The 14,668-nt window shown below is 45.2% G+C and carries 16 protein-coding genes; 3 read left to right on the forward strand and 13 right to left on the reverse strand.

Annotated elements, in window-relative coordinates:
* Nucleotides 1-108 precede the first annotated feature (108 nt).
* Complete coding sequence (locus DLM76_RS11900; protein ID WP_118965327.1) at nucleotides 109-582, forward strand: hypothetical protein; 474 nt, start codon at nucleotides 109-111, stop codon at nucleotides 580-582.
* Here the strand turns inward: DLM76_RS11900 and DLM76_RS11905 are convergent.
* From DLM76_RS11905 to DLM76_RS11960, 12 genes are all read right to left on the reverse strand, one after another.
* On the reverse strand, nucleotides 572-1,441 hold the full coding sequence (locus DLM76_RS11905) for an alpha/beta hydrolase (protein ID WP_118965328.1): 870 nt from the start codon (nucleotides 1,439-1,441) through the stop codon (nucleotides 572-574). The genes DLM76_RS11900 and DLM76_RS11905 overlap by 11 nt on opposite strands.
* Entirely contained in the window at nucleotides 1,404-3,464 is a 2,061-nt protein-coding gene (locus DLM76_RS11910; RefSeq protein ID WP_488165562.1) for an Lnb N-terminal periplasmic domain-containing protein, read from the reverse strand. Before DLM76_RS11910 ends, DLM76_RS11905 begins: the two co-directional genes overlap by 38 nt.
* 102 nt (nucleotides 3,465-3,566) lie before the next feature.
* Entirely contained in the window at nucleotides 3,567-4,052 is a 486-nt protein-coding gene (locus DLM76_RS11915; protein WP_118965586.1) for a DUF3015 family protein, read from the reverse strand.
* A gap of 14 nt (nucleotides 4,053-4,066) precedes the next feature.
* Nucleotides 4,067-4,555, reverse strand: coding sequence for a DUF3015 family protein (locus tag DLM76_RS11920; RefSeq protein ID WP_118965329.1), 489 nt, complete (start codon nucleotides 4,553-4,555; stop codon nucleotides 4,067-4,069).
* A 218-nt stretch (nucleotides 4,556-4,773) separates the two neighbouring features.
* Complete coding sequence (locus tag DLM76_RS11925) at nucleotides 4,774-5,652, reverse strand: hypothetical protein (RefSeq protein WP_118957822.1); 879 nt, start codon at nucleotides 5,650-5,652, stop codon at nucleotides 4,774-4,776.
* On the reverse strand, nucleotides 5,649-6,353 hold the full coding sequence (locus DLM76_RS11930) for a hypothetical protein (protein WP_118965330.1): 705 nt from the start codon (nucleotides 6,351-6,353) through the stop codon (nucleotides 5,649-5,651). Before DLM76_RS11930 ends, DLM76_RS11925 begins: the two co-directional genes overlap by 4 nt.
* Entirely contained in the window at nucleotides 6,340-6,702 is a 363-nt protein-coding gene (locus DLM76_RS21885; protein ID WP_241548236.1) for a hypothetical protein, read from the reverse strand. The genes DLM76_RS11930 and DLM76_RS21885 overlap by 14 nt, the downstream gene beginning before the upstream one ends.
* Nucleotides 6,699-7,037, reverse strand: a complete 339-nt coding sequence (locus tag DLM76_RS11940) for a hypothetical protein (RefSeq protein ID WP_118965331.1) — start codon at nucleotides 7,035-7,037, stop codon at nucleotides 6,699-6,701. Before DLM76_RS11940 ends, DLM76_RS21885 begins: the two co-directional genes overlap by 4 nt.
* Nucleotides 7,038-7,097: 60 nt before the next feature.
* Nucleotides 7,098-7,460 carry a TRL domain-containing protein gene (locus DLM76_RS11945; RefSeq protein ID WP_118965332.1) on the reverse strand — a complete coding sequence of 121 codons (363 nt, stop codon included), beginning with the start codon at nucleotides 7,458-7,460 and terminating at the stop codon, nucleotides 7,098-7,100.
* On the reverse strand, nucleotides 7,457-7,783 hold the full coding sequence (locus DLM76_RS11950; RefSeq protein ID WP_118965333.1) for a TRL-like family protein: 327 nt from the start codon (nucleotides 7,781-7,783) through the stop codon (nucleotides 7,457-7,459). Before DLM76_RS11950 ends, DLM76_RS11945 begins: the two co-directional genes overlap by 4 nt.
* Complete coding sequence (gene lsa14 / locus DLM76_RS11955) at nucleotides 7,780-8,325, reverse strand: adhesin Lsa14 (RefSeq protein ID WP_118965334.1); 546 nt, start codon at nucleotides 8,323-8,325, stop codon at nucleotides 7,780-7,782. The genes DLM76_RS11950 and lsa14 overlap by 4 nt, the downstream gene beginning before the upstream one ends.
* 140 nt (nucleotides 8,326-8,465) lie before the next feature.
* Complete coding sequence (locus DLM76_RS11960; protein WP_118965335.1) at nucleotides 8,466-9,683, reverse strand: tetratricopeptide repeat protein; 1,218 nt, start codon at nucleotides 9,681-9,683, stop codon at nucleotides 8,466-8,468.
* Nucleotides 9,684-9,696: 13 nt separating this feature from the next.
* On the opposite strand from DLM76_RS11960, the gene DLM76_RS11965 reads away from it, so the two are divergent.
* Both DLM76_RS11965 and DLM76_RS11975 read left to right on the forward strand, forming a co-directional pair.
* Complete coding sequence (locus DLM76_RS11965; protein WP_118957829.1) at nucleotides 9,697-11,814, forward strand: sodium-translocating pyrophosphatase; 2,118 nt, start codon at nucleotides 9,697-9,699, stop codon at nucleotides 11,812-11,814.
* A 517-nt stretch (nucleotides 11,815-12,331) separates the two neighbouring features.
* A complete protein-coding gene (locus tag DLM76_RS11975; protein ID WP_246836102.1) occupies nucleotides 12,332-13,315 on the forward strand; it encodes a hypothetical protein in 984 nt (327 codons plus the stop codon).
* Nucleotides 13,316-13,873: 558 nt separating this feature from the next.
* Here the strand turns inward: DLM76_RS11975 and DLM76_RS21570 are convergent.
* Nucleotides 13,874-14,584, reverse strand: coding sequence for a hypothetical protein (locus tag DLM76_RS21570; RefSeq protein WP_118957831.1), 711 nt, complete (start codon nucleotides 14,582-14,584; stop codon nucleotides 13,874-13,876).
* Between the last annotated feature and the right edge of the window lie 84 nt (nucleotides 14,585-14,668).

Raw genomic sequence — 14,668 nt, forward strand, 5'->3', positions numbered from 1 at the left:
TCAGAAGAGAGGCCCGGATTGCCAAATCTATTTCTCCGAATTTGTCGGATTGTCCCCGATCAAAATAGTCCTTGATCCGTTCTTTCAAACGGATTCTGTGGATGCGTGATGAAAAGAACGCTTCCGCTTTTTGCGGTGATTTTGTTGATGTTCGCGAGCGGCTGCGGATCTCAGAAATCCAAATTCATCCGATTGAAAAAAGAATCTCCGACGGCTGCGGTTCTGTATTTGCTCAGACCTTCGAGAGTTCCTTTGGCTTTTTGGAAACAGAAAATACTTATTTCCAAATACGAAGGTTCGTTTCAGAATTCCGTTCCGAGTCCGTATCGTGAAATTGCGTTAGACGAAGGCGAATATATCCGGTTGGATATGGAGGAAGGTTATTACCGTTTGGAATCCAGAGGCGAGGAGAAGATTCTTTTTTTGGAAAAGAATAAAATCTGTTTTGTGGACTATTATCTTTTTAACGAATCCTTTTTTTCCTTCCCCGAACTTTATTTTAAGGAATTGAGCGCGAAACAAGCCCTCGAATTTTTAATCGAAGCGGATCATATGGATCGACATCCGGATTCTACGGATTGAAATTCCGAACGAAAGAATCCAAGAATATTAGAAAATTCTTAGATTCTCTCGAGTTTCCCAATGCCATCCAATCCACGTGACCGCCGCCCCGGACTTCCCAAAACCATTTCGGGTCTTTCGCAAGTCGAAACAATTCCAAGCCGTTTTCGTATTGAACGATCGGATCGGCCGTTCCATGGACGATCAAGATGGGAACGGGCGAAATTCTATGAATTGTCTCCCCGGGACTTAAGTCGTCGTTCATAAAGATTCCGAAAATTAAATCGATCGGAGTGAAGAATATGTTTTTAAGAACTCCTCGAAACGCCTGACGGTAACTTGCAAAACTTCCGTCCAAAACTAAAAGAAGAATTCCGGATTTGTTTTCGATTTCGGATACGGCCCGAGCCGCGATCGCGCCTCCCAAACTTTGCCCGTAAACGATGAGAGGAAGATTCCGTAATTTAGAAAATTCTAATTCTTTTCGAATCAGAGCGACCGAATCCTCGTGGATTTTTTCGCGCTCCGCCGATCCTGTGGAATCCAAATATCCTCTGTAATCGAAGGTAACGAGTTGATACCCTTGGTTTACGAGCCAGACGAGACTGATAAAGTGACTCGTTCGATTCTCTCCGTTTCCGTGAAATTGAAGAATGACGCCTTTCGGTTTTTCGTGTTTCGGACTGATCCTCCAGAGCTTGAGAGTTTCTCCGTCCATCGTATGAAAGTCCTCTTCTTTATAAGAAAAACCGAATGCGTCCGGATTCCAGTATCGTTCCTGCGTGGGTTGATAAAACAAGGAGGAACAGGAAAGGAAAAGAAGAACGGAAAACGGAATCGTTTTAAAAAAAGAACGCCGCGGAAACTTGAAATTCTTCATAATATCTTTGTAATTTTCCTTCCAATCGAATTTCCCAGTTTTGGGAGAGTGCATAAGCGAACATCGGTGCGACTTTGAAGTCGTCCAAGTAACCGTAGATCGAGAACGCGAAATACTGCGCCGTTAAACCGAACTTCCACTTTTGATAAGCGACCGCTCCGAAAAACGCGATCTGAGGCGCGACCAAAAGTCCTTCGCGGTAATAGCCGTTCCCTCTTGCCTTTCCTCCCGCTTGAAACGATACGACCCAAGAGAACGAATTTTCCCGATCCGCGTTCGAAAAGGAATAACCGAGGGTAGCGTCCGTGTTGAAGTTTGCAACTCGGGTTGCTGTTTCCCGTTTTTCTTTTTTGTCTTCGTATACGGAATGGAGAACGCTCAAAGACGTCGGGTCCGATAAGAAAGGGAGAAACACGATCTGATTTCTCGGCGAATATGCGGATCGGATCATGGACGAATCGCTTCCCACGTCGATCAAAAAAGAAAACGGCGTTTGAATGGGTGTTACCGGAGCTAAGGAAAGAACTTTGATTAAACTGGATTCTTCTAAGTGCGGATTTTTTTGTAGGTCGTATTGTCTCAGATTCATCGAAAAATATTCGACCGTGGAAAAAGGAACAAATCCCTTATCGTAGTTCATGAAATCGTGATATGCGGCCCGGACCGAAAGATCGGTATAGCCGCCTAACGCGGATGCGCCGCGGTTGAGTTTGATTCTTCCGCTTCCATGTCCTTCCTCGGGAGGAGCGGAGACGGGCGGTTGATTCGGGAGCGGAGGAAACGGGAGGCGGCTACGTTCTATCAGTAGATTCTTATATTCCTGTTCTTGGTCGAGGCTCTGTTTTTCCAACGTCTTTTGGAATCGTTTTGCGTCCAAAGCCGCGTCGAAGATCCGCGATAATCTTTCTCCTTCGAATTCGTTTAACAAATCTTTGAGGGAAATTTTGGAAGAGATATAATCGTAAAATCGCGTCCTTTCCTCGGGGGAAAGTTCCCGGATTTTCTGTTCCATCTTGGATGAAAGAGAAGGTCTGTGGCTTTTCTTCCGGATAAAACCTTCCTTTTCGAGAATCAACTTCACAGTATCGGAAGGGATCGTATAGAGATTGAATTCTTCTCGGAGGCGCAGATCGCTTCTTGCGATTTCCAATAAGGAAAGAAGGTGATACGAACAATTCTCATCCAGAAAGTAATAATCAAAGTAGGTAGCGCCTAACTCCCATACATGGGACACGACTCTTCTTGCGTCCGATTCCCCGATTTCAAGTTCATATTCCCAAAGATCCCTGCTTTCCATATCATTATATTCATTTATTTTAAAGTAATAGGGAAAGATGCTGAATGCGCCGGGATATCCGCCGAAAAGTCCGCGGGCCGCATACGTAAGACTTCCGTCCTCCGGCGAATGATTCGCGGCAAAATTGACCGCGTAATCCAAGATTTCCGATCGATTGGGATTCTTACTTCCGATTTTGAGGAGATTGTGCCCGAATAAGGACGCGGGATTGTTTAAGTAAAAGGACGCGAAGATTACCTGAATCGACGTAGGATTCAACGCGGTAATCCAGTTGTTGAATCGAGTGCAGGGAAGAGGCGGGAGTATGTTTTTGTCGAAATGCAAATGAGAATCCAGCCATCGAAACCGTTCCGGATATTTGCACATAGGGTGTAAGACTTTTTCTTCGACTTCCTCCGGTGTCGGTGTTCTAAAAAATCCTCGAATGGTTTCCGTGAGTTCATCTTTCGAGTTCCATTTGCCGTTGGTTGAAAGAAAAAAATCTTGTCCGTCGACCTCGCTTTTTTCGTTTCCGAAGATCGATTTGCGGTAATGCAGCAACAGGAGCCAATACCGTTCGGAATGAAGTTTTTTTGTTTCCGCGTTTTGAATATAAGAATCGATCGTTTCTTGTCGAGCCTGCGTTGCGGTTCCAGATTCCTGCGAAAAAAGAACCGGAGAAATTGCGAAGAATGAAAACAGAAAAGAAAGAAGAAAAAATACGAATCTGTTTCGGTTTTTTAGAATTGGGACGTCGTTTGAGAATGGAATAAAATGGAAAGGTTTTAGAATATTCAAGAATTAGAATTTATTGTACAGGCTTCCGTGGTTTCCGGAAGCCTGAGTCGATTAGATTTTACAGCTTTTGGATAAGATCGTATCCTTGCTCATTTCTAATTTGATTTTAACGAGAAAATCGGAAGGGTCCGCGTTCGCAAACAAGGAAGAATGGTTCTTTTTTGTAAGATCCAGGAGCGCCTTTGTATCCTTGCATTCCATTAGAGAGGCGAATGCTTCCAATTTTTCTCCTTTACCCTGAGCCGATTCTAACATTAAAGAATCGTAATTTAAGTGAACGAAGATTTCCCGTTCTTTTTCCTTTTGGGTTACTCCGTCGGTTTTGCAGTTTAAGGTTCCGGTGGTGATTCCGAAAAGTTGATTTCCAGAGAATAATCCGTTTACCGTCGCCGCGATCACTTGGTGAACCACCTTATTTTCGGTGATGACGACCGATCCTAACCCGCATCCGGCGGCTCCGTACGCTTCCACCTTTTTTGCAAAGGAAAGGGAAAGGATGGCAAGAAGAATTAATATGATTTTCTGATTCGATTTCATTCTTGTTTCTCCCTTTAGATTTTGCAAGCCGAAGCCAACACTTCGTCTTGTCGAATTTCGTTTTTGACTCCGTCAAGAAGGGTTGCAGGAGTTCCGTTCGGAACGAATAACTTCGAATAACGATTCTGTGCGAGCGTTGAAAATCTTTCGTTCATCTCGGACGGGCAACCGAGGAGCAAGGAAAGAGCGTCTAACTTCTCTCCTTTCCCGCTTACCATTTCCTGTTCCAAGGAAGAATAATTGACCGCTACGAAAACTTCTTGAACTTTTTCGGTTTTCACAAGTCCGTCGGTTTTACAATTGGAAGTTCCGATCGTAATGCCGATCGTTTGAAAGCCGGTTACGTTCGTAGTCAACGCGAGAATCTGGTGTAACATTTTATTCTCTTTAAAAATTAAGGAACCTAATCCGCAGCCTGCAACGTGATAATCTTTGGCTGAGAGCGGACTCAGCAAAGCAGCGCAAGATAGTGCTAGAAGGGTCCAGGAGATTCTTTTTTTCACGATTTTACTCCTTTGTGCGAAAAAGGATGATCCCTCTTTTTAGCGGAGCTGTCAATTTGTTTTCGAAAAGATTTCGGACACCGGATTTATAGAATGAAATACTTTTGAAAATTCGAAACGAAACCAAAATAAATGGATGATTTAAAACGGAATTCGAGTTCGCTTCGGAAGAAATCTTTTAGATCGACGGCAGAAATTTTCTTTCGCGGTCCCAAAAATCACCGCATCTCTTCCAAAATCTTACACTCCGGAATTTCTTCCTGCTCCACTTTCTTTTGTTTTCGATAACCTACGATATGTCCGGGAATCGAAGCCGCCAAACCTACAAGCTCGCCGACCGAATCGAGAATCGGTCCGGCTGCATACGTCGCGTAGGCGGGATATAACGTCCGATAGGCGATGAGCTCGTTTTTCAGATCGCATTTGTTCCTCAGATAACGAAGTGCATCATCCGAAGCACGTGCTTCCGCATATAAGGGACCGAAAAACGGAATCGAATAGCCGATGCTGTATAAGGACTTGTATTTCCGAAGCGCAAAATCCTTCGAATGTCCACCCTCATGAAGAACGACGGAAGGAAGATCGCTGTAGAGGTTGATCGTATTCGAATAGGGGTTGTAATGATCTCCGTTGAACAATCCGGCAAAAAGTCTTCCGGGAAGAATCACGCCGATGGCCCAGTTAAAAATTCCCACCGTATATTTCAAAATCGGATGAACGGAATCCGATTTCCAAAGTTGGACCAAGTCGTCGATCGGCGCGTACTGATTGAAACGAACCTTGACGTCCTTCAGATTGTTTTCCCGAATATAATCTTTCAGATAATTTTTAGTCTCTTCGGAAAGACGGTGATTGCTCATCTTGCGGTTCCAAAGAATGAGTTTGGAAAGAACGCCGAAAACGTTTCCTAAAAAGTCCAAAAGCCAGTAAGGCTCGCCCTCTTCGAACTGAGGATTGTTTTCATCGAAGTAATTCTGATTCGGATAATACGGTTTTGCGTAGACGTATTTTTTTTCGATCGAATAGGTGCAGCCGATCGAAGCGAACAGCGAGGTTAAAAGAACAAAGGCGCTCAAAAATTTTAAGATCGGATTCATCGTGTCGGAATCCCTTTTTTAGTTTCGGAAGTCGCGGGTTCCGTTTTTTTCCGCAGGGAGAATTTTAGTTTTTCAGAAAATTCTAATAAGGCGGTTCTTCCGAGTTGGTTGAGCTGATCTTCTCTGTTTCCTCGAAATCCCAAATACGGCATATAGATCAGCCAGCCGACGATGGTGGCCGTCGCCAACGTAAAATTACAATCGGTCACATTCGATTCTATGGAATCGACATATTGAAAATCCAAGACGCTCGCATTCTTGGAAAGATCGGTCACCTCTATCGCGAGTTTTACCTCGGTCACGCTTCCCGAAAAACAATGATCGTCCGTTTTGAGTTCGAAGTCTTTGACGAAAATTTTGTATTTGCCGTCCGTTTTGTAGTCGTTTCGATTTCGATCCAGTTCGCGGCGGAGAAGTACTCCGATGGAACCGTATTCGTTTTCCAATTTTTCAGGAGCTAAAAAGAAAAGAGAAGGTAAGCGACGCGCAAAGGTTGCATTGCCGAGATGCGGAGCTTCGCTGATTTCGAAATGCGGATTGGGATGCGGAATCGCCAAATGAGGAATGGTATCCAGATTTCCTATGTCGAACGCATCCGTCCCTTGTTTCGGAATGTAGACTCGGATCGCGATACAACCGGAAAACGAAATCAACAGCGCGAATGTAAGAAGCCGCAAACCGAATGAACTATTTTTTTTCATCGACGACCTCTTTCGTGACCATACCCGTCATCGTTGTACAATATCCCGTTCCGATCAGACCGAAATACCAGGATTCTTGCAGAGTTATCTCGGAAAGAAAACCGTCCTTTGCTTGGGCGGAGAGTTTTGCGTAAGCTCGGACAAAACGACCGTTGATCCCGATCGGAATCACCAACAAGAGAACGAATCCGCATTCTTTCGCATATACGGGATAGGTGATGCTGTTTACGGATGTCGGTTTAACGATTTTATTTTCCGGAATCAGAAGAGGTTCCGCAAAACAGGAAACAAAAAAGAAGGAGCAGAGTAAAACCGACGTAAAACAAAAGAGCAGGGGGCGTAGCTTCATCGGACCGCGTCTCCCGAAATCGTCATACACTGGACCATTCCCGCTACCGCCCAAAACCAGTATTCTTCGATTTGAATGTTCTTGAGTCCTTTAGCGCCGGGGGCTTGTTTGACCGCCTCGAAATAAGCTCGATTGAGTTTCGAGTTTTGTGTCATCGGGAAGAACGTATACCAAGGTACGATAAAACCCAAAAAACCGCAGGCGGTTCCCTGTACTCTGCCGATGGATTTTTCCTCTCCGTTCAAAGAGGGCTGTATGACCACATATTCGGAAGAGCAGCCTAACGCAGCGGATAACAATCCGATTGAGAGGAGGACGACAAGGACGCGTTTCATAAAAGAATCCGCGTCGATGTTATCCGCGATCGACTTGAGGCGTAAAGTGTTTTTTAAACTTCATTCACCCCAGACGACGATGCAGTTTTTGTAAAAGACCGGTCCCAAAAAACTGAAGGAAGAATAATCTACGACGGCGATCTTCTCGATGTTGAATTCTTTCGCGATGTCGGCGACGCTGTTTTTCGGTCCTCGATACGTTGTGCTGTAATAAAAAAGGGAAATCGCATAGGCGCAGCTTTCTCCCTTTTTCAAAATTTTGGCCGAGGAGATCATGTTTCCGTTCGTTTTGGAGAGAAGGTGCTGCGTGTTGTATGAAAAGACCGCAGCCGGTTCCGAAGTGGAAATACAACCCGTGAAAGAGGCGGCGAAAACGAGACAGGAAAGAATCGCTGTTTTTTGAATATTCAAAATCCGTTTCATTCTTTTTCTCCCGTTACGATCACGCAGTGGTTTCTGTAAACGAACGCGAGAATGTGAAGAACGCTGTAATCAACGATCGCGATTCTTTGGATTCCGTTCTTTTTGGCGACCGAACCGGCGCCTGCATCTCCGAAACTGAACACGCCGAGAATGTTGTGAATACAACCTTCCGCAGTTGCGTCTTGTCGCACTTCATTCGTCGGATTGATTTCTCCCGGATATAAGTTGTGCGTGAATAACAAGCCGCCCACGGGTCCGGAAGCGCATTGAACGAAAACGGAGGAAAGGAAAAGACAGAAAAGAATTCTTACGATCGTTTTCATTTGTTTTCCTCCTCGTCCGATTTGTCTCCTTCGGGTTTGATTTCGGTGATGGTCGGAGTTTTTTGTTTGATCCGTTTTTCTTTCACTTCTTCCCTAACCTTTACCGCCGGAGCGGTCGCGGATTCTCCCGTTACGATCGTGCAAAAACTATGATAGACGATTCCTAAGATCGCAGTGTGTTCGTATTCAATATGTGCAATTTTTTGAATATTCGCTTTGCGGGATGCGTTTCGGATGGAGGAGTCGCCCCAGGCGAAAAGGGCGAGCGCCGATCTCGAACAGGATTCTCCGCGTTCCAGGCTTCGCGCGTTTCCGTTGATCGTGTGCGGAATGGACTCGTTGTGAAAGATCAATCCTCCCTTATACCAGAGCTCGAGGGAAGGTCTTCCGTAAGCGGGGGTCGGATTCGTGTTCATCTCTTCCGATCCCACGGGAGAATTGAGTATGTTGACTCCGGTGCATTGGAAGACGAACAAAAGAAGAAATAGGATCGGGACTCGAATCGGAATCCTCGGATCTGAAAATAGTTGGAATCGAGCCATCTTGAATCCTCCGCGAAATTATATCCCGAAAGACCTTGATTCCACGACAGTAAATTCCCTTTTTTAGGAAAAAATATCCGATTTGATTCTTTATAAAAGAATCAAACGCTGACAATAGTCTGACAATCGAGTTTTAGAATTTAACGTTCGGATAAAAAATCGGATTCTTCCGTATCGTATGTGAACGGAGATATGATGTTGGATAAGTCTTCTTCCTCTTGTTGTTTTCGGAGTTTTGCGAAAAAGGATTTCCATTCGTTCGATCGTTGTTCGGAAGTTTTGCTCGGTTTTTTTCGCAGTTGAAAAAGAGCGTATAACAAGAGTTCGCGGTTGAATCCAGTTTGTTTGAGTTTGGCGTCGAGGAACGTTTCGTTCGCTTCTTTCCCGGTCTCTACGATTTCTTGAAGAATCTCGATCGCCTGTATATCTACGACCGATCCCTGTTGTCTGTAAATTCTATGAAGAGGATAAAGAATTTCTTTGGAAGGTTGTCCGTTCTTTTTCAAGGTTAGATAGTAGGCTCGTCTGGACATAGAAAGCGATTCCACGAATCTCCGGTTCTGCAAAAATTCAAGCGCCGATTCGTAAGCGAAGATCGGTTCGTTTCGAAAGATCGCCGCCCGATCCAAGAGCGCTTGTTCGAGCCCGGCCGATTTTTTTTTCTTCAGACATAAAAGAAGAATCCTGTGCAGGAATCGATTTTCGGGAAAGTAGAGGAGGAACTTTTTGCATTTTACGATGCTTTCGTCGATTTTTCCGGTTTCGTACGAAGTGTTCACTTCGGCTTCGATCGCGGACAGATCGTTCTGATACGGATTGTTGTCCTCGATCCAGCGCAACGTTTCTTTGTAATATTCTAAATTTCCCAGTCTCGAACTCAACACGAGAATCTTGTAACGAAGAATGGGATTCTCCTGATTCTGAGAAAGGCTGAGTCTTGCGAAATGATAGGCTTTTGCGGGCTTTTTTAATTCTTCATAACCGCTTACGATTTCGATCCAAAGGACCGAATTGTCCGGTTCGATGGCGAGGCTCTTTTCAAAACTCTCCATCGCCGTTGTGAGATCACCTTTGCCGATCCAGGCTCTTCCTTCGATCTCGTAGTAGGTCGCCGTTTTTTTGTTTCCAAGGGAATTTGCGATTTCGAGTTTTTGCAGGGCTTCGTCGTAGCGGAGGCGGCCGAGTTCTTCCCTGGCCTGCCGGAGCAACTCCCCGTAAGAAAAGGTTGAATTCCCATAGAGCGTTGAATAACCTGTGCAAAGTAAAAAAAAGAAACAAGTGGATAGTAGTTTCCCAGGCAGTCTGTCAGGTAGAATTCTTCCCATCTTTTTAAACATCGGAACATTGAAAAAAAACAAGAGGTTTCACTGAATGAATTCAGTTACGATTATTATCGCCATGTCTATTTTGGCGATCGTTACTGCGGTAGTGTATGCCCTGAAGGTCGTCCGCATCCAAGTCGGCGCCGCAGGCGGTAACGAAAAAGAAACGAAAAAACTTTTAGAAATTTCCTCCGCCATCTCCGAAGGCGCAATGGCCTTCCTCGTTCGGGAATACAAAGTCATTTCCCTATTCATCGCTTTTATGGCGGTTTTGATCGTCCTTCTTTTGGACAATCCGATCACGGAAGGCTTTAACGACGGAGTTCATACCGCAATCGCGTTTGTTTCCGGGGCTTTGATCTCCTGTCTTTCCGGTTTTATCGGGATGAAAATCGCGACCGCAGGGAACGTTCGAACCGCAGAAGCCGCAAAGACATCCATGTCCAAAGCGTTCCGTGTCGCGTTCGACTCCGGAGCGGTGATGGGATTCGGTCTCGTGGGTCTTGCGATCCTCGGAATGATCGTTCTTTTCCTCGTTTTTACGGGAATGCACCCGAATATTGAAAAACACTTTCTTATGGAATCTCTGGCCGGTTTCGGTCTGGGCGGTTCCGCCGTGGCTCTTTTCGGTCGCGTAGGCGGCGGGATTTATACCAAGGCCGCGGACGTGGGAGCGGACTTAGTCGGTAAGGTGGAAAAAGGAATTCCGGAAGATGATCCGAGAAACCCCGCAACGATTGCGGATAACGTGGGAGACAACGTGGGCGACGTTGCCGGAATGGGAGCCGACTTATTCGGTTCTTGTGCGGAAGCGACTTGCGCGGCTCTCGTGATCGGTGCGACCGCATCGGCGCTTTCCGGTTCCGTGGACGCGCTTTTGTATCCTCTTCTGATTTCCGCGTTCGGAATTCCCGCTTCTCTTTTGACCAGCTTTCTCGCAAGAGTGAAGGAAGGCGGAAACGTAGAATCGGCTCTCAAGGTTCAGCTTTGGGTTTCCACTCTTCTCGTTGCGGGAATCATGTATTTCGTAACGAACACATTCATGGTGGATTCTTTTGAAATCGCTGGAAAGACGATCACGAAATGGGATGTTTATATTTCCATGGTAGTCGGTCTTTTTTCCGGGATGTTCATCGGAATCGTAACCGAGTATTATACTTCTCATTCTTACAAACCCGTAAGAGAAGTTGCCGAAGCGTCTAACACCGGTGCGGCGACCAACATCATTTACGGATTGGCTCTCGGATATCATTCGTCCGTGATTCCCGTGATTCTTCTTGTAATCACGATCGTGACCGCGAACCTACTTGCGGGAATGTATGGAATCGCGATTGCGGCTCTTGGAATGATTTCCACGATCGCGATCGGGTTGACCATCGACGCTTACGGTCCTGTTTCGGATAACGCGGGCGGGATCGCTGAAATGGCGGAACTCGGAAAAGAAGTTCGTGATAGAACCGATACGCTCGATGCGGCGGGAAATACGACTGCGGCGATCGGAAAAGGATTCGCGATCGGTTCCGCGGCTTTGACTTCTCTCGCGCTCTTTGCGGCGTTTATCACGAGAACTCATACGACCAGTCTCGAAATTCTGAACGCGGAAGTGTTCGGTGGATTGATGTTCGGAGCGATGTTGCCTTTCCTCTTTACCGCGATGACGATGAAGTCCGTAGGTAAGGCTGCGGTCGACATGGTGGAAGAGGTTCGTAAACAATTCCGCGAGATCCCGGGCATCATGGAAGGAAAGAACAAGCCGGATTACAAACGTTGTGTGGATATATCCACGACTGCGGCTCTGCGTGAAATGATTCTTCCGGGATTACTCGTTCTTTTGACTCCGATCCTCGTTGGATATCTTTTCGGAGTGAAAACTCTCGCGGGTGTTCTCGCGGGCGCACTCGTTGCGGGTGTGGTTCTTGCGATTTCCGCGGCAAATTCCGGCGGGGGATGGGACAACGCGAAGAAATACATCGAGAAGAAAGCCGGTGGAAAAGGTTCCGATCAACACAAGGCTGCCGTAGTGGGCGATACCGTCGGGGATCCGTTCAAGGATACTTCCGGACCTTCGATCAACATCCTCATCAAATTGATGGCGATCACGAGCCTCGTGTTTGCGGAATTTTTCGTTCAGCAAGGCGGACTTTTGATGAGACTGTTTCACCATTAAGAATTTCTAAATTAGAATTTCTTGAAATCGGGCTCTTCCGCGAAAGCGGGAGGGCCTTTTTTATTTTGCGAATTCCGAATGGAATCGGTATTCGAGTTCTTATGCGGGAAAGGGTTCGGTAAATTGCCTCCTATAGATCGTAATTTTGGGCTATGGGCGCCTCTTTCCGATTTTTCAATCGGAAAGACCGGGCTCGCCGCGATTCCGCTTCGCTCCAGTCGTTCCGACTGCATTCACTCAAACTGGGTCGTTCGTGAATGCATCGCTTTGATCCCTGGCGCGGAATTTTTCGGTGAATGCGGATTCGTAGGAGTTCCTACAATGCCCGTGCGAGTTTATTTCACTTTACAAGAGTTGAATTTTCTGTTATAGGTAAATCTCCCATTTTTTCCCACCGCCTCTCCCCTCCACCCAAAATTAGGGTGGGGCTCGTTTACGGGGGACTTTGTAGGAACTTCTACAAAGTCATAACACTTTTTTCCTTGTCGATCCGGATCGGATCTGTTCTTCTTTAACGATGAAGTTACGATCGATTCTCCTTCCTGCCGTTCTTCCCGCGTTGTATGCCTTAGGAATCCAATGGATTCTCCGAATCGAATCGTTGAAGGACTTCGGTTTAACGATGGCGTATGGAGGAGTGTTCGTTCTCCCTTTCGTGATCGGGGTGCTTGCGGTTTACGGAGCCGAAAGGGAAAAGCCGCGATCGATTCTGTATCATATCTTTTTCCCGTGGATTCCTACGGTTCTCTCCCTGTTGTTTGCGATCCTCGTCGACTGGGAAGGATTGATTTGTCTGATCATGGGATTGCCGATCTATCTTGTGCTTGCAAGCATCGGAGGGATTGCGGTTGGAATTTGGTTTTACGTCTTTCCCGAGAATAGAGTAAATCTCATTGCCGCGTTCGCACTTCTTTCCTTACCTCTTGTGTCCGGTTATTTTGAATCCTATTGGGAATTACCGAACGAAATCCGCTTCGTGGAAACGAAGATCGTGATCGAATCCGAACCGGAAACGATTTGGAAAAATATCATTCGGATTCCGGAGCTCGAAAAAACGGAGGACGGATTTTTTTATACGATGGGATTTCCAAGACCGATCGAAGCGACTCTTTCTCGCGAAGGAATCGGAGGAGTCAGAGAGGCCAGGTTCGAAAGAGGACTCGTTTTTTACGAGACGATCACTCAGTGGAATCCGAATCACAAATTACAATTCGAGATCAAAGCCGATCCCAATCTGACTCCGATCACTACGCTTGACCCTCACGTCGTTCCCGGAGGCGCGTATTTCGACGCTTTGCAGGGAGAATATGAATTAGAATACGATAAAATTTTAAAGAACTCGAAGAAACGTAGCGTCGTTCTTCATCTGCGAAGCAAGTATCGTTTGTCTACGCGCTTCAATTTTTACGCGTCCCTCTGGGGAGATTTTTTGATGCGGGACATTCAAAATTCGATTTTACGAATCTTGAAGAGAAGGATCGAAGGGGACGGAATTGAATGATGATCTTGATCGGAAAGATATGGTCAACCTGCGCGCGTTCGGTGACTGAAATATACGTTATTGAAAATAGGGAAGGGAGACTATTGACCTCAAGAGACAAAATTTCCTCGGCTACGTGCGGATTTCGTTTTGATTCAGAAGTAGGATCTCGAAAAATATGAAAAGCGTCTCGCCTTTTATGTTAAAAATTTTACATTATGAATACTTAATGTTTTTTCAGGGATTTTCAAAAAAGTGAATGTGTTATTTCTTCGCACCGATTTGAATTGGCGCAGCATCCTATTGGAATCGGTATTCTTAGATATGGTAACAAAGGGGCCTGGAAAGGTTTTTTATTCCTCTGTTGGTGATTATATTTCTCCATCTAAAAATGGCGGTTAGAATTTATGAGAACCGGCGTTGGAGTGAAAACGTATCTTAAGATCTTTTAAATTATCGTAGATTTTTGTCTTTGGATACTTCTCAATACGATTGTAGAAGAATTCTGAAAAAACAGAAGTCCTCCTGAAACGATTCATTTGGGCTGAAACCGAAGAAAATCTTTTTAGAAAGCGGACATTATCGAAAATCGTATACAATTTTCACGTTGAGACTTTTTCCTTGTTCGTTATTTATGTTTGAGGTTCCTCTGTATTCCATAATCCTTTTCGAATCCATATCGTAGACCATGTCGATCGGCTTCACGAAAACGGAAAAGAGTGCGTTGTCGATTTTCATCCTTAAAAAAAGGGCAGGTTTGCCTTTGTAATCTCCAATTTTGGTTTTGGAAACGGAAAATGCAAAGGAGTCCTTTTCTACGGGGACTAAAAAGCGAAAACGAATCGTTTTGCCTTCTAAAAGTGCATCCCAATAGACTTTAATAAAATAATCGAACCCCCCGTCCATCGATGCCGGCTCCGAAAAAGATACTAACTTTTCTTCCAAAGGTTTTTCGAAGGACCTTCGAGCAAATAGTCGAGCGGTTCCCGTTTTTAAAAAAGAGCCTCCCTCCAAGTAACCGTCACGGAGATCGTCCAATTGAAAATCCGGAATCATATTATTTTTGGAAAATTCGATTTTCTTTTTCGCAAAGACTCTTCCGTTCGGGTCCTTATATTGGATTGTTGAAAAGGAATGGTTTCCATTTTCCCAAACCTCTTCGTGATGATCGTAATAAAGAATTTTTCCTGAATTTAGATCCGTTGCTGTTCCGAAAAATCGCACCTTTTTAGTTTCCCCGTACATTGAAAAAGATTTAATTAAAATTAAGAATGGGATTAACTTCTTCATTTTTTTGTATTCCTGAATTTCATTTCTTAGACTGGAAAACTGAATTTAGGAAATAAATTTTAGATTTCAGGATCAATTCAACGT

Origin of the sequence: Leptospira yasudae, from assembly GCF_003545925.1 — a bacterium.
Classification (GTDB): Bacteria; Spirochaetota; Leptospiria; order Leptospirales; family Leptospiraceae; genus Leptospira; species Leptospira yasudae.

Excerpts from the sequence above, each read along its gene's own strand:
- DLM76_RS11940 (WP_118965331.1), bottom strand. The coding sequence starts at position 7,037 with ATGAAACGCGTCCTTGTCGTCCTCCTCTCAATCGGATTGTTATCCGCT.
- lsa14 (WP_118965334.1), bottom strand. The coding sequence starts at position 8,325 with ATGGCTCGATTCCAACTATTTTCAGATCCGAGGATTCCGATTCGAGTC.
- DLM76_RS21570 (WP_118957831.1), bottom strand. The coding sequence starts at position 14,584 with ATGAAGAAGTTAATCCCATTCTTAATTTTAATTAAATCTTTTTCAATG.
- DLM76_RS11930 (WP_118965330.1), bottom strand. The coding sequence starts at position 6,353 with ATGAAAAAAAATAGTTCATTCGGTTTGCGGCTTCTTACATTCGCGCTG.
- DLM76_RS11950 (WP_118965333.1), bottom strand. The coding sequence starts at position 7,783 with ATGAAAACGATCGTAAGAATTCTTTTCTGTCTTTTCCTTTCCTCCGTT.
- DLM76_RS11945 (WP_118965332.1), bottom strand. The coding sequence starts at position 7,460 with ATGAAACGGATTTTGAATATTCAAAAAACAGCGATTCTTTCCTGTCTC.
- DLM76_RS11900 (WP_118965327.1), top strand. The coding sequence starts at position 109 with ATGAAAAGAACGCTTCCGCTTTTTGCGGTGATTTTGTTGATGTTCGCG.
- DLM76_RS11965 (WP_118957829.1), top strand. The coding sequence starts at position 9,697 with ATGAATTCAGTTACGATTATTATCGCCATGTCTATTTTGGCGATCGTT.
- DLM76_RS11925 (WP_118957822.1), bottom strand. The coding sequence starts at position 5,652 with ATGAATCCGATCTTAAAATTTTTGAGCGCCTTTGTTCTTTTAACCTCG.
- DLM76_RS11905 (WP_118965328.1), bottom strand. The coding sequence starts at position 1,441 with ATGAAGAATTTCAAGTTTCCGCGGCGTTCTTTTTTTAAAACGATTCCG.
- DLM76_RS11915 (WP_118965586.1), bottom strand. The coding sequence starts at position 4,052 with ATGAAATCGAATCAGAAAATCATATTAATTCTTCTTGCCATCCTTTCC.
- DLM76_RS11975 (WP_246836102.1), top strand. The coding sequence starts at position 12,332 with ATGAAGTTACGATCGATTCTCCTTCCTGCCGTTCTTCCCGCGTTGTAT.
- DLM76_RS21885 (WP_241548236.1), bottom strand. The coding sequence starts at position 6,702 with ATGAAGCTACGCCCCCTGCTCTTTTGTTTTACGTCGGTTTTACTCTGC.